Origin of the sequence: Campylobacter concisus, assembly GCF_015230035.1 — a bacterium.
Classification (GTDB): domain Bacteria; phylum Campylobacterota; class Campylobacteria; order Campylobacterales; family Campylobacteraceae; genus Campylobacter_A; species Campylobacter_A concisus_BK.
This window is the reverse complement of the sequence record NZ_JAAKZD010000003.1, coordinates 95,833-116,249: the sequence shown is the minus strand read 5'-3', so window position 1 is coordinate 116,249 and position 20,417 is coordinate 95,833. Positions and strand designations below refer to the sequence as shown.

The following is a 20,417-nucleotide window of genomic DNA, read 5'->3' as shown; positions in this document are numbered from 1 at the left end:
AAGTATTGGTTAAAAGAAAGTGGATTATACCCAAAATTTTTTAAATGTCTATAAAAAGAAAGTTGGAACGATGATTGCTTAGTAGCTATAAAAATCAAATTTTGATTAGGAAAATTTATGCAAAATGGTTATTATCAAGCCACTGCTGGCATGGTAACGCAGTTTAACAGACTAAATGTCATTTCAAACAACCTTGCAAATGTAAATACGATCGGCTACAAGCGAAACGACGTAGTCATCGGCGACTTTGCGAGAATTTTTAAAGAGACGCAAGATGAGCTCCCACTTAAAAATCACACAAAAGATGGAGCTAAATTTCTAAACAGAACGCTTGATCGTGTGCCACAAGTGAGCGAAGAATACACCGACTTTAGCGCTGGTGGCTTTAAATACAGCTCAAACACGCTTGACTTTGCAATAAAAAGAGACGATGCTTTTTTCTTAGTTGATACTCCAAATGGCGTAAAACTAAGCAAAAATGGCTCTTTTAGCCTTGACGGCGACGGATATATCGTCACAAAAGAGGGTTATAGGGTGTTACCAAGTGGCTATGAGGCGCAAAATCCTGGTCAAAGAGGCATCCAAGTGCCACAAGGCGAAGTCTTAACCTCTGATAAAAATGGAAATTTATACTCAAATAACAATCAATTTTCTAAATTTTACATCGCTCAGCCAAGAGAGATAAGAGATCTAAAAAAGGTCGGCGACAATCTCTTTGAAACGAGAAATTTTGATGACATAACCGAGCTTGACGAGGCTGATAGCGTGATGCAAGGCTACGCTCAGATGTCAAATGTAAATCCAGTCTTAGAAATGGTGGGTCTAATAGAAACCCAACGCTTAGTTGATATGTATCAAAAGGTTATGACAAGCCACATGACTGACCTTAACCAAGATGCTGTTCAAAAACTAGCCCTAAAAGCTTAATAAAAGGATAAAACTATGATGAGATCACTTTACACTGCGGCCACTGGCATGATCGCCGAGCAGACGCAGATAGACGTAACCTCACACAACATTGCAAACGTAAATACCTATGGATATAAGAAAAATAGGGCTGAATTTGCCGATCTTATGTATCAAGTCATGGAGTACGCAGGCACGGCGACAAGCCAGACTACCACAAGCCCAACAGGCATCGAAGTAGGTCTTGGCGTGCGCCCAACAGCGATAAATAAAATTTTCTCTCAGGGCTATTTTAAAGAGACTAGCAACAACCTAGATATGGTCATAGCTGGCAACGGCTTTTTTCAAATTCAACTCCCTGATGGCACGACGGCCTACACCAGAAACGGCGCATTTAAGCTTGATGCAAACGGCACGATCGTAAATAGTGACGGCTACCAGCTCATACCGCAGATCACAGTCCCTGCAAATGCGACGCAAATTTCAATAGGCACAGATGGCACCGTCTCAGTGCTTCAAGCTGGCGAAACCAACATGGCTCAGATAGGTCAGATCGAGCTAGCAAATTTCATAAACCCAGCTGGTCTTCACTCGATGGGTGATAACAACTACCTTCAAACAAGCGCTAGTGGCGACGTAGTGGTAGGTGTAGCAGGCCTTGACGGACTTGGCACCATTAGACAGGGCTTTGTCGAGATGAGTAACGTGCAGCTAGTTGAAGAGATGACTGATCTTATCACTGGTCAGCGTGCATACGAGGCAAACTCAAAGGCGATAACTACGAGCGATTCGATGTTAGAGATAGTAAATGGACTTAAAAGGTAGGTAATATGGACGCGACTTTGGCTATTGTTGGACTTATACTCGTTGCTTTTACGCTTGATGTTTTTTACTTTTCAGATAGGACCCCAAAGGGCAAGGGTCCAAAAGGGCAGGTGCATTAAATTTATAGGCCATTGTAAATTAATTTGGCAGTCTTCGTCGTTGCCCAGCTCGCAGGACTTGCCAAAGTACTTTTTGGCTAAATTTTTATCGCCTTTTGCTTCAAAATAAATAACCCCAAGGTTGTGGCAACCATCCCCAAAGTCCATTTCGCAAGCTTTTGTGAAGAGTTTGCTAGCTCTTTTTTGATCTTTTTCTACGTATTTTCCGCTATGAAGCATCATGCCAAGGCTATTGCAGCCAGCAGCATGACCCAGATCGCAGCTTTTTTCAAAGAGCTCTTTTGCCTTTTTGGCATCTTGCTCTACGCCATTTCCGTCATAGTATAAAAGCCCAAGTCCGTAGTATCCGTCGCCATCTTTTAGCTCGCAAGCTCTTAAAAATAGCTCTTTTGACTTTTGATAGTTTTTATCTAACGTATAGACAAAGCCAAGCCTTGCGCAGCCAAAGCCGTCGTTTAGCTCGCAGCCCTTTTGGTAAAATTTGGCTGCATTTTTGTTATTCACATCCTTTATGTAGTCCATGTCGTATAGCACGCCCACGCTGCTGCAAGCGCCTGCGTGTTTTAGCTCGCAAGCTTTTTTATAAAATTCGCCCGCTTTTTGGTAGTTTTTGCTCTCCTCAAATTTATTACCAAGCTCAAAGCAGCTTTTAGCGTCGTTGTTTTGGCACCTAGACTCAAGCGTTTTTGGCTCTAAATTTGCGCCCCACAAAAGCACCGCAGAGGCTAAAAATAAAACAACCTTTTTCATTGCTTGCCTTTTAAAAAATTTAAATAAGTTTAGATAAAAAGCTTTAAATTTATAGTAAATATCAAATTTAATACCCAAGCTTATCTAGTAAATTTCTCATATCGCAGCCCTTTTTAAAGCCTAGCTCGCATGATCTTTGAAAGTAGCTTTTGGCAGTCGTTTTGTCCTCTTTTTTGCCGTTATCCAAAAGTGCGTAGTTTAAAAATCTTGCATATCTATTTAATATGATAGTTTGATTAAGCTCGCTACCCACGTCGTTGTAGCCATTTAGATAGATGAGCGCAGTGCTGTAACAACCCTCTTTTATATCATTTTCGCAAGCTAGTAAAAATATCTCTTTTAGCTTTTTAAACTCTTTATCATCACTTGATGAGTTATAAATTTTTGTAGCAGCCTTGTAACAGCTCGTTAAATTTGCTCTTATATCGCCCTCACTTTGGCACATCTCGTCTAAATTTTCTGCATTTAAAAGCATAATGAGAGATAAAAACAAAATCAAATTTTTCATAAATGCTCTTTAGTGAAAAACTCTAACTATCTCGCAAGCCTCTTTAAGGCCTAGCTTGCAAGCTTTTTTAAGCTCTTTTTCTGCCAGCTTTTTATCCTTTTTTGTGCCTATGCCATGATAGTAAAAGTATGCAAGATGTTTGCACCCACTTGCGCTATCTAGCCTGCACGCTTTGTTGTAGTATCTAAACGCCACTTCATCATCTTTTTCTACACCAAGTGCGTCGTCGTAAAGGCTGGCTAGGTTATTACAAGCATCGGCAAAGTCAAGCTTGCAAGCTTTAAAATATAGCTTGTTAGCCTTTTCATACTCTTTTTTCTCTTGATATAAGCTCGCTAGGTTGTAGCAAGATATGCTAAAGTCGCTATCACAAGCCTTTTTGTAAAGCTTTATCGCTTCTTTGTAGTTGCGCTTTACGCCAGGGGTGTTGTGGTATAAAACGGCTAGGTTGTAGCATCCTTCATAGAAATTTTGCTCGCAAACTTCTTTGTAAATTTTAGCAGCCTTTTTGTAGTCTCTTTTTACGCCGCCGCCGTTATTATATAAAACTGCGATGTTAAAACAGCTTTGTATAAAAGCTAGATCGCAACCTTTTTTAAAAGCATCTAAAGCCTTTTTGTGATCTTTCATCTCTTGATACTCGACACCAAGGTTGTGGCAGGCAAATTTATTGCCCTCATCGCAAGTTTTGTTAAGAATTTCTAGTGATTTCATCGCGTCTTTTTTTACGCCAAGTCCGCTTTTGTAAAACTCAGCCAGATAGATGCATGCGTCTAAATTTTTAAGCTCGCACTCACTTTTATAAATTCCAAATAGCCTTTTATACTCATCATCGCTGTATCTGCGGCTAAAATCAATGCAGTTATCCTCGATATTGCAGCTATTTGCTTGAGGGATTTTGATCTTTGGATTTGTTGTTAAGGCTATTAAATTTAGTGTTAAAAATATTAGTAAAACTATCTTTTTCATAGAAATTTTCTTTATAAATTTTGTTGCTATTTTATAAAATTTAGTTTTAAAATGCGAGCAAGCAGTTAAATTTGTAAAAGCAAAAATGCCTCTTTAAATTTAAATTTTTAAATTTTTGCTAATATTTCGGCTTTTTATGAAGGTAAAATTTGACATTTAACTACGTTTTTAAACTATCCATTCCTATCTTTATGGGCTTTTTTCCGCTTGGTGTCGCCTTTGGCGTGCTGGCAAAGAGTATGGGAGTGAGCGCATTTATCGCCATGGCGCTTAGCATGCTTGGATACGGCGGAGCAGCGCAGTTTATGATGCTCTCGCTCTTTAGTGTGGGCACGAGCTACGTTGAGGTCTTTATCGTGAGCTATCTTGTAAATTTGCGTCACACTTTTTATGGAATTTCACTTTTAAAAGAGTATAGCGGGATCAAATTTAAGCTCTTAAACATCGCTTTGCTAACAGATGAGACCTTTGCGATATTTAAAAATTTAGGGCTAAAAGATGCAAGTGATCGAAGTTTTGTCTTTACCTGGCTAAATCTTTTATCTTGGTCATACTGGGCGGCTGGAACGCTGCTTGGAGCGATACTTGGTGACTTTATAAAGGCCGATACAAGGGGACTTGAGTTTAGCTTAACAGCGCTTTTTACAGTGGTCGTCATCGAGATGTTTAAAAATGATAAAAACTACCGCGTGCTCTTTGCGGCGGTCTTTTTTGGCGTGCTTGGAGTGAGCCTCTTTCCAGCTAAATTTGTGCTTGTTGGCTCGATGGCGCTTTGTTTTGTATTTTTGCTTTTGTTTAAGGATAAAATTTGATAAGTGTAAGTTCAAGCGAGATGGTGCTTTTTGTGGCGGTGCTTTTAAGCGCCTTGGCTACTTTTATAACGAGGGCGACGCCGTTTTATGCGTTAAGAAACTATAAGTCAAACCCTTATTTGGACGCTATCGAGAAGCACATGGGTATGATGATAATGGTCGTTTTGGTCTGCTACGGGCTAAAAGATACGAAATTTAGCGAATTTCCATACGGCTTAAGCGAGATAGTGGCGGTTTTTACGGCTGTTTTGGTGCATTTGAAATTCAAAAATGCCCTTCTTAGCATAGTCGTTTCAACTGGAATTTATATGCTTTTGATAAGAATTTTTTAAATAAATATAAATTTTGAAAATTAATAAATTTTTTAAATATATGACGTTATAATGCTCTAGCAAATTTTAATGCAAAGGAGCTAAAATGCGTTTAATCTTTAAGGCGGTGTTACTCATGATTTTAGGTGCTACTTTAGCGGTTGCTAAGCCAACCATCTACATCCTAGCTACTGGTGGAACGATAGCTGGAAGCGGCTCAGGCTCGCTTGATTCAAGCTATACTTCTGGAACTGTTACGGTCGATAAACTAATCGCAGCCGTACCAGATATCAACAAGATCGCTACCATAAAAGGCGAGCAAATTTCAAATATCGGCTCACAAGATATGAACAACGAAGTTTGGCTTAAGCTTGCAAATAGAATAAACGAACTTTTAAACAGCGGCAAAGCTGATGGTATCGTCGTTACTCACGGCACAGACACTATGGAAGAGACTGCTTACTTCTTAAATTTAGTCGTTAAAAGCGACAAGCCAGTTGTACTTGTAGGTGCGATGAGAAATAGTGGCTCACTAAGTGCAGATGGCCCACTAAATTTATTTAACGCTGTAAATGTAGCTATCAGCAAAGATAGCGTAGGCAAGGGCGTTGTAGTTGTTATGAATGATGAAATTCACGCGGCTCGTGAGGTGACAAAGACTAACACTACAGGCGTTGATACATTTAAATCACCAAATAGCGGCAAAATCGGCACAGTTTTTTACGGCAACGTAAAATACTATATGAATCCGATCAGAAAACACACAGCAAGTTCAGCTTTTGACCTAACTGGCGTAAAAGAGCTTCCAAGAGTCGATATCATCTACTCTCACGCAAATGACAACCCTGACTTTGTAAATGTAGCTGTAAAAAACGGCGCAAAAGGTATCGTTAGTGCTGGTCTTGGCAACGGCAACCCTTACTTTAGCGTGCTAGAGGCACTTGGTGAGGCTTCAAAAGCTGGCGTAGTGGTAGTTCGCGACTCACGTGTGGGAAGCGGCGAGACAACTATGAACGGCGAAGTTGATGACGCAAAATACGGCTTTTTAACAAGCGACAACCTAAACGCTCAAAAAGCTAGAGTGCTTTTGATGCTTGCTCTTACAAAAACAAGCGACAAAGCTAAAATTCAAGAGTTTTTCTTAACTCACTAAGCTTAAATTCTCGTGGCGGATCTATGTAAATTTATAGCTCCGCCCTCTCTTTTTTTAAATTCACACTAAAATTTAAGGCTCTAAAATGGGTATCAGCGCACACTACTACGCCTACTTGCAAGATGATATAGAAAAGATAAAAAATGGCGACGTCGGCGAGCTTTTGGACGAATACGACTTGAATAATTTTTGGGACGCGATGTGTAAGATGCTAACTGGTAAAAATTTCAAGCAGAGGCTTAAGGCTGGCGATATTTTTAGCTCAAATGAGCCTTTTAGCTGGGCTATTTTTGGGCGTAGTGCGCTAAACGAAGAGCTAAGCGAGATGATCTCTTATACAAATGCCACAGAGGTAAAAGAGGTGGCTGAGACGTTGAAAAATGTTGAGATTAGCGCGCTTTTAGCAAAGATAAATTTAAAAGAATTTGCTAGTTCAAACACTTATCCTGATATCTTTGGGAGCGAGAGCGAATTTGAAGATATAAGGGCGAGTTTAAAAGAGCACTTTACTGGGCTTTTAAATTTTTACCAAAATGCCGCCAACAAAGGGCTTGGCGTGATAATAGTAATAGCCTAAATTTTTAAATTTATAAATGAAAGGTGAGCCATTTTGCTCTAAATTTAGCTAGTTTTGAGGGCTATTAAATTTATAGAGTGCCTACGTGGCAAAAGCTAAATTTGCCATCTAGGTTGCGAAACACACACAAAATCGCCTTTGTTTTAGCGCTAAATTTATTAAATTTATATGCCTAGCGCCAAAAGCCAAATTTCTCACAACTAAAAGCAGGCTAAATTTACTAATAAAGCCTTCTTTTATCATAAATTTATAGATTTTGATTTAGCATTTCATTAAAATTTCAAGGCATCTCATGAATTTCTTGCTATTTTTTATCACCCTTGCGCCCATCTCAATGATGCCAGGCATCAACATGACTTATGCGATGAGCGTTGGTATGAGCTTTGGCTACAAGCACTCGTTTTTCGTGATGGCTGGGCAGCTTTTAGCGATCGCTTTTGTATCGTTTAGCTGCATGCTTGGCGTGGGAGCGGTGCTACATCACTTTGATTACGCATTTAAGGCGCTAAATATCATCGCAGGCCTTTATATGCTCTATCTTGGCGTGATGCTCTTTTTTGGCAAGGGCGAGCTTAGCATCACAAATGTCTCAAATTTGCCAAGCAAAAAGCAGATGTTTATAAATGGCCTCATCGTTAGCGTCTCAAACCCAAAGGCGTGGATATTTTTCTCAGCCTTGCTGCCTACATTTTTGGATAAAGATGAGCCTTTTAGCCTTACTCGCATGTGCGTTATCACCGCCTCGCTCATCTTTGTCGAGTTTTTAGCGCTAAATATCTACGCACTTGGCGGAGCTATGCTAAAGAAATTTTTACAAACGCACCTAAGACTACTTGAAATTTGCACTGCTATCATCGTCTGCACGATCGGCGTGCTCTTGCTTTTTAGATAAATTTATCCCCTTTTTACCTAGCTTGGCTAAAATTTGTCCAGTTTGCACTACATTATTAGCAAAAGGATAAGAGATGAAAAAATTTCTATTTATACTTACAAATCAGCCATATAATGGCACGGACAACGCTTACAACGCACTAAGGCTAGCTAGAGCGCTAAAAGAAAAGGGCGAAGAGGTTAGGATCTTTCTTATGAACGACGCGGTCGATCTTGCGCGAAATAGCACCAAAAAGCCAGAAAACTACGACGTTGATCTAGTGGAGATGCTAAAGGAGCTTTACGCTGGCGGTGCGATGCTTAAGGTTTGTGGTAGCTGCCAAACAAGGTGCGGTTTGCATGTGGGAGAGCCTTATTTTGAGGCTGAGGTGAAAGGCAGCATGGATATCTTGTCCGAGTGGGTGAGAGAGTGCGATCAGGTGATGACATTTTAGAGCAAAAGGAGAATTTATGAGTTTGACATTTAGTGTAAAAAATAAAAAGAAGCTACTTGGCGGATACGCAAAGGCGCTAAGCGAGCGTGAAATTTCAGCTCTTGTTGAGGGACTTTTCTTTTTTAACAGCGAGCAAGAGGAGCCGGGCACAAATGAGCTGGGCGCTGACGTGATGATAGCAGGCGTGTGGCAAAAGAGCGCTCGTGGCTTTGAGCTAAACTACGAAGATGGCGAGTATATCGTGCGCGTTTATACTCCAAGTGGCGTTGGCGACTGGCAGATCGCACTTGAGCTACTCTCAAAGCTCTCAGCCCAAACTGGCTCAAAAATAGAGTGCGACAACGAAAAAATTTATGATAGCGAGCAAATTTTAAAATTTGACTACGAGGCTGACATCGCAGCTGGACTTGAAGCGTTAAAAGATATAAAAGAGAAAAATCAAACACTTTATATCTCTGGCGTGGGGCGTGACGTGGCGTTTGACGCGGTTATGGTAGATGAAATTTTTGCAAGTGCCAGCCCTGCGGCTAAATTTGATGAGATGATGAGGCAGGTGCAGTATCTTGACGCATATAGCGCAAAAGAGCACCTCTATCAAGACAAAGACGGCAACGAAATTTTTGGCACATATACGCTTAGTGAAAATTTACCGACCATCTTGCCTTATGCTCCATCTCCGTCGTGGCAGGCGCAAGAAGCGCTTGGAGATCGCAAGGTCTCACGCTGGGTGCTTACGCTAGTTGTGGGCGTGGATGATAGTAACGCTCAAGTGCTTGATGAGTGTGAATATGGAGCTTTCATGGCAAATTTACCAAAAGAAAAATACCACTTCATTGACGCTGCAAACGTGCTTGTTGAGCCACTTAGCGAAGATGAGATGAAAGAAATTTTGCAAAAGGCAAAAGCTTAAATTTGGAGTTTTAAAGGCTAGTATTAAAATTTTCTTTATAAATATTTTTAGTCAAATTTTCATAATTAAGTTTTATTTTATGCGTAATTGACGTATAATTTACTCCAAGAAATTTAAAAAAAGGAGCAAACAATGAAAGAAATTTCAAGGCGAAATTTTATGAAAATGGGTGCTACTGGCGCATTGGCACTTGCTGCTAGCAACGCAAATGCTGGAGTTTTAGAGGCAAAAGATATTAAATTTGACGAAGAGTATGACGTCATCGTCATAGGCACAGGCTTTGCAGGCTCGATGGCTACTTTGCAAGCGCTAAAACGCGGTAAAAAAGTGCTAATGATCGAGAAAATGGGACGAAGCGGCGGCAACTCAGTCATAAATGCTGGCAATATGGCTGTCCCAAATAATGAATTTCAAAAAGCAGCAGGCATAAAAGATAGCAAAGAGGCTTTTATCGCTGACTGCCTAAAAGATGGTCAAAATTTAAACCATGTCGATCTACTTGAAGTCATATATGACCGCGCAAATGACGCTTTTGAATACCTAAAAACGCTTGGCGTTGAATTTACTGGCAAGGTGATCTCAGCGAGCGGTCACTCTATAAAACGTGCTGTTCAGTCTAAAAACACAAGTGGTGCAGGATACGTTTTACCTATGCACGATGCGATCGATAAAAATCCAAATGCCGTGACAAAAAGAAGGACTAAATTTGATGATTTTATCATCGATGAAAATGGCAGGGTTGTTGGCATAAAATGCAGGGAGGATTATAGATTTGATCATCAGCTTGCAAATGATGATAAAGAGAATAAAACTGGCACGCCAAAATGCTTTAAAGCAAAAGATGGCGTCATCCTAGCAGCAGGAGGTTTTAGCTCTGATAAGTGGTTTAGGATGCAGCAAGTGCCATATCTAAAAGACAATATCGAGACAGTTAGCCAGCCAGGTGCAACCTCTGGAGCGCTAGTGGCTGCGATGAAGCTTGGCGCAAACCCTATTCAACTTAGCTGGATCCAGCTAAATCCATACACAAATCCAACTGAAAGAGGCTTTGGCACATCTGCACTTTTTACAAATCACTGCGCAAATGACTACGGCCTAAGCGTCAATCCAAAAACGGGCAAACGCTTTATGAACGAGCATGCAGGCCGTAAGGTAAAGAGCGATGCGATCTTTGCTTGTATGGCGCAAAGCGATAAAAATGACAACTATCCAGTAAATATCTGCGATCAAGCAGCCGTTGATGCAAACAATATCGCTTATACAAAAAAGGGCGTTGAAGAGGGCTCTATAAAGAAATTTAACACACTTGAAGAGCTTGCAAAAGCTTATAATATCCCGCTTGAGCCATTTTTGGAGACTATTAAAAATTTTAACGAATATGTCAAAAATGAAAAAGACCCTGAATTTGGCAAACCTTTGACAAAAGCTGATGTAAATGGCATTGGCATTACAAAAGCGCCATTTTACGCAAGTGAGACTACGCCAAAGATCCTTTACTGCATGGGCGGTGTCGAGATAAATACAAAAGCGCAAGTCATAAGCGCAACTACTCACGAGCCTATCGCAGGTCTTTATGCAGCTGGCGAGATCACTGGTGGCGTGCATGGAGCAAGCCGTCTTGGCACGATGAGTATGGCTGATTGTATGGTATTTGGCATGGTTGCTGGAGAGAATATCTAATTTATTTTTACTTAAATTTAGCGGTTTAAATGCCGCTAAATTTAGCTTGCAAGAGCACTTTTGATTATTTATTTAGCTTCTTTTGGTTAAAATCAGCCCAAATTTACAAAACTAAAGGTTAAAAATGAAACAAGGCAAAGTTTGGAAATTTGGCGATAATATCGACACCGACATCATCATCGCCGCAAGATATTTAAACACTTCAGACGAAAAAGAGCTAGCAAAACACATCATGGAAGACGCCGATCCTAAATTTAGCTCAAAAATAGCAAAAGGCGACATCATCGTAGCTGGCGAAAATTTTGGTTGCGGTAGCTCAAGAGAGCACGCCCCACTAGCGCTAAAAGAGGCTGGCATAGCAGCTGTTGTGGCTAAGAGCTTTGCGAGGATTTTTTACAGAAACAGCTTTAACACAGGGCTTTTGATACTTGAGATAAAAGAAACTGAGGAGATAAACGAGGGCGACACGCTAAAGATCGATGTAGATAACGGCGTCATCGTAAATGAGAGCACAAAAAAAGAGTATAAATTTAACGCTATCCCGCCATTTATGCAAGAGCTTTTAAACGCTGGCGGCCTTATCGAATACGCAAAAGCGAAGATGAACTAAGGAGAGGCGATGAAAAACTATAAAATTTGCGTTATAAAAGGCGATGGCATCGGCCCTGAGATCATCGACGAGGCGATAAAGGTTTTAGACGTAGTTAGCGCTGAGTTTGGTATCAAATTTGAGTATGACTACAAGCTTATGGGCGGCGCAGCCTACGACGTTTTTGGCGAGCCATTACCAGATGAGACGCTAAGCTCAGCACTTAATAGCAACGCTGTACTTTTTGGAGCGATAGGTGGTGAGAAATGGGACAGCTTGCCAAGACACCTAAGGCCAGAGAGCGGGCTTTTAAAGATCAGAAAAGAGCTAGAAGCTTATGCAAATTTACGCCCAGCCATCATCTTTGACGAGCTAGTGGATGCTAGCACGCTAAAGCCAGAGGTTTTAAAGGGTGTTGATTTTGTCGTGGTTCGTGAGCTAACTGGTGGGCTTTATTTTGGACAGCCACGTGAAAAAGGCGAAGATAGAGCGTTTAATACGATGGTTTATTCTAAATTTGAGATCGAGCGCATCGCAAAGATCGCCTTTGAGACGGCTATGCTTCGCAAGAAAAAGGTCTGCATGGTCGATAAGGCAAATGTGCTTGAGACAAGCCAGCTTTGGCGCGAGGTGACCAGCGAGGTAGCAAAGGGCTATCCTGAAGTAGAGCTTAGCTTTATGTATGTCGATAACGCAGCGATGCAGCTAGTAAGGGCGCCAGCAAATTTTGACGTCATACTTACTGAAAATTTATTTGGCGACATTTTAAGTGACGAAGCGAGCATGGTTTGTGGCTCGATAGGACTTTTACCAAGTGCTAGCATGGGCGGCAAAGTGGGTATTTATGAGCCAATTCATGGCTCAGCGCCAGACATCGCAGGGCAGGGCATAGCAAATCCGATCGCGACCATTTTAAGTGCAGCGATGATGCTAAGATACGCATTTGGCGAGAGCGAGGCTGCAAATGCGATAGAAAATGCCGTAAAAACAGCTCTTGCAAAGGGATATAGAACAAAAGATATCGCCGCTTTTAACGCAGTTGAAATTTGCTCAACAAGCGAGATAGGCGACGTGATAGCAGGATTTATCAAAAAATGAAAAACACGATCACTGAAGCACTGATCTACGAGGCGCAAGGGCTAAAAGATGACGCGCTTGAAATTTACAAGAACATCTTAAAACAAGACCCATCAAACAAGGACGCCCTTAGCGCGATAAACCGCCTGAGCGGACTTCGCAAGGAGCGCGTGATAAAAAATGAGCAGATGAAAGAGTTTTTTATCAGGATGAAAAGTGACGAAGAGATAAATGAATTTAAAAGGTGGTTGATAAGATTATGAAGCTTGATGATATCGCTAGGATGGCCATTAGTGAGGTTAGCGCCGAGCTTGAAAAGATAGAGGCGTTGCAAAGCAAAAAGCAAGAAGAGCTTGAAAGGGAGAATTTAAAAAAAGAGCTTTTGGCTATGGAGGCTAGGGAGCAAGAGGTGGCTGATGAGCCAGAGCTTGAGATAAGTGCTCAAAGCGAGTCAGAGCCAAAGGTAGCGCAAATTTCGCCAAAGAGCAGGGAGATAAGTGATGAAGAAATTTTCTTAGCAAACCTTGCTGAGCGTATCGAGGTGCTTTTTGAGGGGCTTAAACAAACTAGCGAGCAAGACCTTGGCCAAAGGCTCGAGCTAACGACTAAATTTTTAGAATTTACCCTTGCAAACATCGAAAATAGACTCCAAAATCTCTCAAAATAACAAATTTGAGGCAAAAACTGGTACAAGCATTTACAAAAATAGCGAGCTAGATTTTTTTAGATCGCTATTTGCCCCTTTTAGCAAGCGCGTCTATCTAGTAGGTGGCTGCGTGAGAGATGCACTTTTGGGGCGAGAAATTTATGATTATGACATCGAAGTCTATGACATCGAGCCTCTCAAATTTGACGAGCTAATGACTGGCATAAGAGCTAGTGGTGTTGGCAAAAGCTACTTCATCTACAAATACAAAAACTACGACCTTGGTCTGCCACGAAGCGAGAGCAAGACTGGAAATTCGCACAAAGACTTTGCCGTAAGTTACATAAATGATCCAAGCCTTGCAAGTCTTAGGCGTGATTTTACAGTAAATGCCATGATGATGAATATCTTTAACGGCGAAATTTTAGACTTTCATGGCGGTAAAAAGGACCTTGAGAGCAAGACGCTAAGGCACATCGATAGTGAGAAATTTAAAGAAGATCCACTAAGGGTGCTGCGTGGCGTGCAGTTTAGCGCTAGGCTTGGTTTTAGCATAGCTGACGAGACGCTAGAGCTTATGAAAACGCTTGATCTAGCGCATCTAAGTAAGGATAGGATAAATACCGAGCTCATTAAATTTTTTCGCTCAGAGCATCTTGAAAAAGGGGCATTTTATCTTTTTAAGCTTTTACTTTTTAAAGAAATTTTTGGCGTGAAAATTTGTGAAAATGATGAGTTCTTGAGCGAACTTAAAAGTGCTAGAAATTTCGTAAATGATGAGCGGCTGTTTTTATATATGCTTTTTGGTAAATTTGAGCTTAACGCAAAGGAAATTCTAGAGAAAATGCGCCTGCCAAAGAGCTACTTTTCTATCTTAAAAGAGCCCTTTTTTAAAGCTATGCCAAGTGACAATGAGCTACTGCAAATCGCTCTAAATATGCCACTAAAATCATGGCTTGGAGCTTATAACAAAAAGCGCATAGAGCGTGCAAAAGAGCTTGGGATTTATGAGCGTAAATTTGAGCCAAAGATAGATGTGAGAGAGATCTTGGCGGCTGGCTTTAAAAACGAGATGATCGCCGCTGAGATAAAACGCAGACAAGAGCTTGAAATTTCAAACTATCTTAGTGAGCGCAAATTTAGAAAATCTTAATCTTTAAAACTCTTAAAAGCCCATTTTGGCTAAAATGAACCAGTTTATAACACTTTTTAAGGCAAGAAAAACTTATGTTTAACATAGTCCTAGTCCATCCTCAGATACCGCAAAACACCGGAGCTATCGGCAGAATGTGCGTAAATGCAAATTTAAAGCTGCACATCGTTAAGCCAACTGTCTTTGATCTGAGCGAAAAGGCTGTTAGACGTGCTGGGCTTGATTATTGGAAAATCCTAAAGCCACAAATTTGGCAAAGTCTAGATGAGTTTTTGGAGGCAAATTTAAGCCATAAAGAGCGATTTTTCTTTGCTACGACTAAGACAAACAGACTTTATTACGACGCTAAATTTGAACCAGGAGATTTTATATTTTTTGGCGGAGAGAGCACGGGACTGCCAAGAGAATTTATGGATATAAATTTCAAAAACGCCATAACGATCCCGATGGGAAAAGAGGGCAGGAGCTTAAATTTAGCCATGAGTGCTGGCATCATCGCGTATGAGGCGATTAGGCAAAACATCTCTAAATTTGACTTTAGGAGCGAGGTTTGAGAGCGCTCTTTGCATTAGTCTTTGCTGTTTTTATGGCGTTTGCAAGCGAGATAAGCATCGCAACTTATAATGTGCAAAATTTATTTGACTGCAAGGACGATGGCAGCGAATATCCTGACTTTAAATCTAGCACTTCAAAGTGGGACTGCGAGGCGGCCAGCTCAAAACTAAAAAGAACAAGGCAGGTCATAGATGCCCTAGATACCGACATCATCGCACTTGAAGAGGTTGAAAACGAGCAGGTTTTAAAGGCTTTAGTTGATGGCAGCGAGTATAAATTTATAGCCTTTAGCAAGGCAAAAAACTCTCCAGTTGGGCTAGCTCTCATATCAAAGATAAAGTCAGGTGGCAGTGAAATTTTTGAAGTGCCAAATGTAAAAACTAGAAACATTTTAAAGGTCGTTTTTGAGGTGGAGGGTAAGAAATTTGGCGTTTTTGTTAATCACTTCCCAGCTTATAAAAACGGCATAAATATGCAAAAAAAGGCCGAAAGAACGCTAAGAGCAGCTCTTGGTAACGAGCAAAATGCCATAGTTTTGGGCGATTTTAACTCACCTTATGGGCAAAAATCCATCTTAAACGATATCATCGCAACTCGTGGATATTACGATCTTTATAGCTTTTTAGCCCCAAAAGATAGATACTCTCATGCAGTCCATGGCAAAAAGCGAGCTATTGATCACGTTTTGCTCTCGCCTAGCTTTATGGCAAATGGCGATCTAAGCTACGTTGATGGCAGTTTTGAAGTCTTTAAACCAAGCTTTGTGCTTGATGAGCATGGCTTTGCAAAGAGCGATCTTTACTCAGATCATTTTGCGCTCAAATTTAAAATATCAACCAAATCAAGTCCTGCTAAATCAAATGAAAATTTAAAAAAAGAATCTAAAAAAGTAGAGGATCAAAACTACAAAAAAGCTGACATAGATACGCTTTTTGAGCATCCTGAGGCCTTGCCAGCACTTGTGGAGCGAGCTGTTGTCATCTTAAAAGATAAGCATGGCTTTATCATCTCAAAAAATCGCCGTGGAATTTACGTTTATGATCCTAAAAATAGCGTCGGCGTGGGCGATGAGCTTGATATCTTGGTCAGGCGAGTGAAATTTTACAAAGAGGCGCTTGAAGTAAGCTCTTATGAGATCATAAATGAGCATGGCACAAAAGATGTGAGTGAAAATTTACTTGATAGCTCAAAGCTAAGCATTGCAAGAAGCGGCGATGTGATCGCTAAAATTTCAGGTAGGCTAGAGGGTGGCTACTTGCATACACCGCATGGCAAGATCAGAATTTATAGCAAAAAAAGGCTAAAAGATGGTGAGTATAGCTTTGAGCAGGCGAGGGTGAAAATTTATAAAAACGAAAAAGAGATCGTTGTGGAGTAGATGGTGCAAATTTTAGATATTTTTATGATCGCAGCGTTTGTTTTGTTTGTGATATTTATGATAAGAGGCGTCATTTTGCAGGCGCAAGAGAAGGAGAGAGCAAGAGAGATGATAAGAGAAAAAAGAGAAAATTTTAATAAAAAGAGTGAGATATGAAAGAGCTATTACTAGAGATCGGAGTCGAGGAGCTCCCAGCGATACCATTTTTAAGGGAGCTGCCAAACATCAACGCTAAATGGCAGGCTGTGCTTGAAAAATATAACATCAAAAGCGAGTTTAAATTTTACTACACACCGCGCCGTTTGGTCTTTTTCCATGAGAAATTCCCATTAGCTCAGCCAGATAGCGTGGCTAGTTTCGTTGGCGCGCCAAAGCAAGTAGCGCTAAAAGACGGAGCTTTTACGAAGGCGGCGCTTAGCTTTGCAAATAAATGTGGCATAAGCGAGAGTGAGCTTAAATTTAAAGAGATAGACGGCAAAGAGGTGCTTTACTACGAAAAAGAGGTAAAGGGCGAGTCGGTTGCTAAGATAATGGGCGACATGGTCGAGGAGTTTTTAAAGAGCCTTAGCTTTGGCAAGTCTATGCGCTGGGGCAACGGCGAGTTTGAGTTTATCCGCCCGATAAGATCGTTTTTATGCTTGCTTGGAGATGAGGTCATTAAATTTAACAAATTTGGCGTAGAGAGCAGTAACTCTACCTATCCTCACAGAAGCATCAGCTATGACAAGATAAAAATTTCAAATATAAAAGAGTATTTTGAAGGCTCAAAGAGCCGTGGCGTCGTGCTAGAGGCAGACGAGAGAGAGAATATAATCCTTGATGAGTTTGAAAAGATCAGCCAAAAAAGCGGACTAAAGATCGAGATAGATAAAGACTTGCTAGCTGAAGTCGTGGCGATCACTGAGTATCCAACAGCGCTTCTTGGCTCGTTTGAAGAGGAGTTTTTGGAGGTGCCAAGCGAGGTCATTATCACATCGATGAAAGAAAATCAGCGCTACTTCCCAGTCTTTAAAGATGGCAAGCTTGCAAATGGCTTTGTTGTAGTTAGTAACGCCATCACAAAGGACTATTCGCTCATTATTAAAGGCAACGAAAAGGTGCTAAGAGCAAGACTAAGTGATGCGATGTTCTTTTGGCAAAGCGACCTTAAGGCCGAATTTAGCCCAGAAAAACTAAAAAATATAACCTACCTAAAAGAGCTTGGAAGTATCTACGAAAAAGAGCTTAGAGAGCTAAAGGTGGCTAAAAAACTTGCTAGCAACTATGGTGAGCTACTTAAAAAAGAAGCTGGCGAGTACGCAGCTAAGCTGGAGCGAGCTGTGATGCTAAGTAAGGCTGATCTTACAACGCAGATGGTTTATGAATTTACCGAGCTTCAAGGTATCATGGGTGCTTACTACGCAAAGGCCAAAAATGAAGATGAAAACGTCGTTTTAGCCATAAAAGAGCAGTATCTGCCAGATGGCGAGGAGGCGCAGTGCCCAAGCAAGGTCTTTAGCTCGGTTGTTGCGCTTTCAAATAAGCTTGATACGCTAATGGGACTCTTTAGCATCGGCAAAATCCCAAGCGGCACCAAGGACCCATACGCTTTAAGGCGCGCGGCAAATGGCGTGATAAAGATCGTTTTGACGCATAATTTGAAATTTAACGTAAAAGAAATTTTAGAAGATATCGCAAAAGATTATAAGAAATTTGACGTTGAAGTGCTTATAAATTTCATCCTTGATAGGCTCTACACCTTCTTTGACGCAAACGCTTCTATCGTAAAAGCGTGCATAAAAAGCGGCGAAAAGGACATCTTGGAGCTAACTAAGATGATGGAGGCACTTGCTAAAATTTCAAGCGAGCCAAATTTTAGAGAGAATTTCTCGACATTCAAGCGCCTTGCAAACATCATAAAAGATGATAAATTTAGCAAGGTCGATGAGAGCCTCTTTGAGATAGATGCTGAAAAGGCCTTAAATGACGCATTTAAAGCTGTCGATAAGAGCTTGGCATATGAGCCAAGGCTAAAAGCGCTATTTGCTCTAAAGCCGCAGATAGATGAGTTTTTTGACAAAGTTATGATAAACGTTGAAAACGAAAAAGTACGAAATAACCGCGTCGCAATCATCGGTCAAATTTATAGTGAGATATTAAAAGTAGCTGATATAAAAGAGATCAGCTTTTAAATTTGCGCCAGCTTCGGGCTTTGCCTAGGCTGGCTTTTAAATTTACTCCCTAAAAATATCAAATTCTGGCTCGTAAGCCTTAGTTTTCACCCCAAAATATCCAAGCACTGAGCTAAATATAAAATCATGCGAAAGGCTTTCATCTTTTCTAGCTTTTAGCCTTTTTAAAAGCTCGCTATCGCTTGAAAAGACGATGGCTGGGATGTGTTTTTGCTCATCTGGAGCGATAGAGTAAGGCAGGCCGTGTAAATATATGCCATTTTCGCCCAGGCTCTCTCCGTGATCTGAGAAAAAAAACATGGCAACCTCAAATTTATCTTTTCTTGCTTCAAGGGCGTTTTATCAGCTCGCTTTGCAGATAGTCCTCATATAAAATGGTGTTGTCATAGGTGTTTGCTATCTCATCTGGCGTGCATTTGTTTAGCTCGGCAGTGTCGCATGTTGGGGTGAATTCTTTAAATTTGCTTGGGTAGCCTTTGTAGTAGATAGGGCCATGTGAGCCTTGCAAATGTAGCACGATAAATGTAGTGGAGTTTGCATCTTTTATAACATTTTTTGCCTCATCAAATATCACTTCATCAAAGCCTTCTGCTCTGTGCTCTGAAGTGTGGTTTTGATCAAGATTGTCGCAAACGCCCTTGCAACCGCCGCTATTGTTGCCAAAAAAGTATGTTTTTATGCCAAGTTTATTGATGATATCAACTAAATTTTCACGAGCTTTAGCCTCGCGGTTGCTAAAATTTTCTCGCTTTAAGTCTGAAAATAGGCAAGGCACACTAGTCTCTGTGGCAGTCCCGCATGAGTAAAAATTTGTAAAACTTACCACATCTTTTTGCTTGGTGAATTTGTTTGTATCGTTTTTAGCGTAGCCATTTAGCGAGTAGTTTTTGCTTCTTTGCGTCTCGCCAACTATCAAAACTAAAATTTTCTTTTTATCGTTAGTAAGAGTTGCGTCATCTGCCACGTAGGTAAAAGGGAGCGGTTTTTGTGCCAAAGACTTTGCTAATCTTATGCTAGAGTAGATAGGATAGTATGGGAGTAAAACGCTTGAGACGTTATGCTCTCTAAAAAATGGTATAAAAATTTTAGACATGAGTGCAAAGATTATAGCTGCACTTGCTAAAGTGCTAAGGGCTATTTTTACTCTTGATCTAAGCGCATTTTTAAAACTACCATAGCTAATCTTTACAAGCGCTACATATACGCAAGGCAGGATGGTTACAAAATAAGCCAAAAGAGCTAAGCTGGCATTAAAATAGCTAAATGCCTCTCTTGTGTCAGTGTGCAAGACGTTTAATAGCATGCCTTTGTCTATAATGACGCCATAAGTTTGCATAAAGTAAGCAGGTGCTGCTAATCATGATGAGAAAGATAGCAAGAGGTTTTAGTAAAAATGGCACAAGCAAAATGCAAAAAACTCCAGCAAAGAGCAAAAGAAAAAATATGCTAAGTAGAGCAAAAAGCAGTATAGAAAAAGACAAAGTGTCGCCCGATAAAAACCCTAAAAATACGCCCTTGAATAAAAATATGTAGTTTATGAAAAACATATAAGCTACAAATAAAATTAAAAATTTAACAAAGCTTATATGTCTTATTTTGTCGATGTTTAGCATTTCTAGCCACCTTCTTTCAGGGGCGTAATGATAGAGCTAAAATGTAAATGGCTAGAAATTTATAAGAGAAAAATTATTTTTTCTTTTTCTTGCTCTTTAGCTTCTTGCTTTTTGACTTCTTTTCAGGCTCAGCCTTTTTCGCCTTTTGGCTATCTTTTACGCTAAGCTTTTCTTTGACCTTTTGCATGTCGTTAAAGCCGATGCCTTGAACCTTCTCAAGCTCCTCGATGCTTGTAAATTTATGAGCTTTTCTATACTTTATGACGTTTAGCGCCTGGCTTTTGTTTAGCCCAAGGCTCATTAGCTCGCTCTTGCTAGCTGTGTTTAGATCAGCGCCGTATGCAAGGCTTGCAAGCGTTAGACAAAGTAAAATTTTTAATTTTTTCATCT

The 20,417-nt window shown here is 40.5% G+C and carries 26 protein-coding genes; 20 read left to right on the top strand and 6 right to left on the bottom strand.

Annotation, left to right across the window (positions count from 1 at the left end; translation table 11 throughout):
• The first annotated feature begins 117 nt into the window (after nucleotides 1-117).
• Entirely contained in the window at nucleotides 118-927 is an 810-nt protein-coding gene (locus tag G6W41_RS02820) for a flagellar hook-basal body protein (protein WP_194170556.1), read from the top strand.
• A 15-nt stretch (nucleotides 928-942) separates the two neighbouring features.
• Entirely contained in the window at nucleotides 943-1,731 is a 789-nt protein-coding gene (gene flgG / locus G6W41_RS02815; protein WP_103587128.1) for a flagellar basal-body rod protein FlgG, read from the top strand.
• Between the two features lie 71 nt (nucleotides 1,732-1,802).
• Here flgG and G6W41_RS02810 read toward each other — a convergent pair whose 3' ends face one another.
• The 3 genes from G6W41_RS02810 to G6W41_RS02800 form a co-directional block, all read right to left on the bottom strand.
• Nucleotides 1,803-2,600 (bottom strand): tetratricopeptide repeat protein, encoded by a 798-nt coding sequence (locus G6W41_RS02810; protein WP_194170555.1) that lies wholly within the window; start codon nucleotides 2,598-2,600, stop codon nucleotides 1,803-1,805.
• A 67-nt stretch (nucleotides 2,601-2,667) separates the two neighbouring features.
• The gene (locus G6W41_RS02805; protein ID WP_194170554.1) at nucleotides 2,668-3,108 is read right to left on the bottom strand and encodes a sel1 repeat family protein; all 441 of its coding nucleotides are present in this window, start codon (nucleotides 3,106-3,108) and stop codon (nucleotides 2,668-2,670) included.
• 9 nt (nucleotides 3,109-3,117) lie between these two features.
• A complete protein-coding gene (locus G6W41_RS02800) occupies nucleotides 3,118-4,077 on the bottom strand; it encodes a tetratricopeptide repeat protein (protein WP_194170553.1) in 960 nt (319 codons plus the stop codon).
• A 149-nt stretch (nucleotides 4,078-4,226) separates the two neighbouring features.
• Between G6W41_RS02800 and G6W41_RS02795 the strand changes: the two genes are divergently transcribed.
• The 17 genes from G6W41_RS02795 to glyS all read left to right on the top strand — a co-directional run bounded on the left by G6W41_RS02795 (nucleotide 4,227) and on the right by glyS (nucleotide 18,414).
• Nucleotides 4,227-4,889 carry an AzlC family ABC transporter permease gene (locus tag G6W41_RS02795; RefSeq protein ID WP_194170552.1) on the top strand — a complete coding sequence of 221 codons (663 nt, stop codon included), beginning with the start codon at nucleotides 4,227-4,229 and terminating at the stop codon, nucleotides 4,887-4,889.
• A complete protein-coding gene (locus G6W41_RS02790; protein ID WP_103558556.1) occupies nucleotides 4,886-5,221 on the top strand; it encodes a branched-chain amino acid transporter permease in 336 nt (111 codons plus the stop codon). Before G6W41_RS02795 ends, G6W41_RS02790 begins: the two co-directional genes overlap by 4 nt.
• An 85-nt stretch (nucleotides 5,222-5,306) precedes the next feature.
• Nucleotides 5,307-6,353 carry a type II asparaginase gene (locus tag G6W41_RS02785; protein ID WP_035142308.1) on the top strand — a complete coding sequence of 349 codons (1,047 nt, stop codon included), beginning with the start codon at nucleotides 5,307-5,309 and terminating at the stop codon, nucleotides 6,351-6,353.
• Between the two features lie 85 nt (nucleotides 6,354-6,438).
• The gene (locus G6W41_RS02780; protein ID WP_087580901.1) at nucleotides 6,439-6,930 is read left to right on the top strand and encodes a DUF1877 family protein; all 492 of its coding nucleotides are present in this window, start codon (nucleotides 6,439-6,441) and stop codon (nucleotides 6,928-6,930) included.
• A gap of 292 nt (nucleotides 6,931-7,222) precedes the next feature.
• Nucleotides 7,223-7,822 carry a LysE family translocator gene (locus G6W41_RS02775; protein ID WP_194170551.1) on the top strand — a complete coding sequence of 200 codons (600 nt, stop codon included), beginning with the start codon at nucleotides 7,223-7,225 and terminating at the stop codon, nucleotides 7,820-7,822.
• A gap of 73 nt (nucleotides 7,823-7,895) precedes the next feature.
• The gene (locus G6W41_RS02770; protein ID WP_107965124.1) at nucleotides 7,896-8,255 is read left to right on the top strand and encodes a DsrE/DsrF/TusD sulfur relay family protein; all 360 of its coding nucleotides are present in this window, start codon (nucleotides 7,896-7,898) and stop codon (nucleotides 8,253-8,255) included.
• A gap of 16 nt (nucleotides 8,256-8,271) precedes the next feature.
• Nucleotides 8,272-9,165, top strand: a complete 894-nt coding sequence (locus G6W41_RS02765; protein ID WP_149709989.1) for a DUF4299 family protein — start codon at nucleotides 8,272-8,274, stop codon at nucleotides 9,163-9,165.
• A gap of 132 nt (nucleotides 9,166-9,297) precedes the next feature.
• The gene (locus G6W41_RS02760; protein ID WP_149709990.1) at nucleotides 9,298-10,845 is read left to right on the top strand and encodes a flavocytochrome c; all 1,548 of its coding nucleotides are present in this window, start codon (nucleotides 9,298-9,300) and stop codon (nucleotides 10,843-10,845) included.
• A 124-nt stretch (nucleotides 10,846-10,969) separates the two neighbouring features.
• Nucleotides 10,970-11,455 carry a 3-isopropylmalate dehydratase small subunit gene (locus G6W41_RS02755; RefSeq protein WP_109146406.1) on the top strand — a complete coding sequence of 162 codons (486 nt, stop codon included), beginning with the start codon at nucleotides 10,970-10,972 and terminating at the stop codon, nucleotides 11,453-11,455.
• 9 nt (nucleotides 11,456-11,464) lie between these two features.
• Complete coding sequence (gene leuB, locus G6W41_RS02750) at nucleotides 11,465-12,532, top strand: 3-isopropylmalate dehydrogenase (protein WP_103613730.1); 1,068 nt, start codon at nucleotides 11,465-11,467, stop codon at nucleotides 12,530-12,532.
• Nucleotides 12,529-12,774: a hypothetical protein gene (locus G6W41_RS02745; RefSeq protein WP_002941772.1), complete on the top strand. Its 246-nt coding sequence runs from the start codon at nucleotides 12,529-12,531 to the stop codon at nucleotides 12,772-12,774. The genes leuB and G6W41_RS02745 overlap by 4 nt, the downstream gene beginning before the upstream one ends.
• Complete coding sequence (locus G6W41_RS02740; protein ID WP_194170550.1) at nucleotides 12,771-13,178, top strand: CiaD-like domain-containing protein; 408 nt, start codon at nucleotides 12,771-12,773, stop codon at nucleotides 13,176-13,178. The genes G6W41_RS02745 and G6W41_RS02740 overlap by 4 nt, the downstream gene beginning before the upstream one ends.
• Complete coding sequence (locus tag G6W41_RS02735; protein ID WP_194170549.1) at nucleotides 13,138-14,310, top strand: CCA tRNA nucleotidyltransferase; 1,173 nt, start codon at nucleotides 13,138-13,140, stop codon at nucleotides 14,308-14,310. Before G6W41_RS02740 ends, G6W41_RS02735 begins: the two co-directional genes overlap by 41 nt.
• A gap of 74 nt (nucleotides 14,311-14,384) precedes the next feature.
• The gene (locus G6W41_RS02730) at nucleotides 14,385-14,864 is read left to right on the top strand and encodes a tRNA (cytidine(34)-2'-O)-methyltransferase (protein ID WP_021085887.1); all 480 of its coding nucleotides are present in this window, start codon (nucleotides 14,385-14,387) and stop codon (nucleotides 14,862-14,864) included.
• Complete coding sequence (locus G6W41_RS02725) at nucleotides 14,861-16,243, top strand: endonuclease/exonuclease/phosphatase family protein (RefSeq protein ID WP_194170548.1); 1,383 nt, start codon at nucleotides 14,861-14,863, stop codon at nucleotides 16,241-16,243. The genes G6W41_RS02730 and G6W41_RS02725 overlap by 4 nt, the downstream gene beginning before the upstream one ends.
• Before the next feature lie 3 nt (nucleotides 16,244-16,246).
• Nucleotides 16,247-16,399, top strand: a complete 153-nt coding sequence (locus tag G6W41_RS02720; protein ID WP_162141601.1) for a hypothetical protein — start codon at nucleotides 16,247-16,249, stop codon at nucleotides 16,397-16,399.
• Nucleotides 16,396-18,414, top strand: a complete 2,019-nt coding sequence (gene glyS / locus G6W41_RS02715; RefSeq protein ID WP_194170547.1) for a glycine--tRNA ligase subunit beta — start codon at nucleotides 16,396-16,398, stop codon at nucleotides 18,412-18,414. Before G6W41_RS02720 ends, glyS begins: the two co-directional genes overlap by 4 nt.
• A gap of 42 nt (nucleotides 18,415-18,456) precedes the next feature.
• Here glyS and G6W41_RS10280 read toward each other — a convergent pair whose 3' ends face one another.
• The gene (locus G6W41_RS10280; protein WP_275944616.1) at nucleotides 18,457-18,714 is read right to left on the bottom strand and encodes a sulfatase-like hydrolase/transferase; all 258 of its coding nucleotides are present in this window, start codon (nucleotides 18,712-18,714) and stop codon (nucleotides 18,457-18,459) included.
• A 28-nt stretch (nucleotides 18,715-18,742) separates the two neighbouring features.
• Complete coding sequence (locus G6W41_RS02710) at nucleotides 18,743-19,750, bottom strand: phosphoethanolamine transferase (RefSeq protein ID WP_275944615.1); 1,008 nt, start codon at nucleotides 19,748-19,750, stop codon at nucleotides 18,743-18,745.
• Between the two features lie 23 nt (nucleotides 19,751-19,773).
• Here G6W41_RS02710 and G6W41_RS10095 point away from each other — a divergent pair, with 23 nt between their 5' ends.
• On the top strand, nucleotides 19,774-19,947 hold the full coding sequence (locus G6W41_RS10095) for a hypothetical protein (protein WP_223227800.1): 174 nt from the start codon (nucleotides 19,774-19,776) through the stop codon (nucleotides 19,945-19,947).
• Between the two features lie 153 nt (nucleotides 19,948-20,100).
• Here G6W41_RS10095 and G6W41_RS02705 read toward each other — a convergent pair whose 3' ends face one another.
• Nucleotides 20,101-20,415 (bottom strand): helix-hairpin-helix domain-containing protein, encoded by a 315-nt coding sequence (locus tag G6W41_RS02705; protein ID WP_194170546.1) that lies wholly within the window; start codon nucleotides 20,413-20,415, stop codon nucleotides 20,101-20,103.
• Nucleotides 20,416-20,417: the final 2 nt, after the last annotated feature.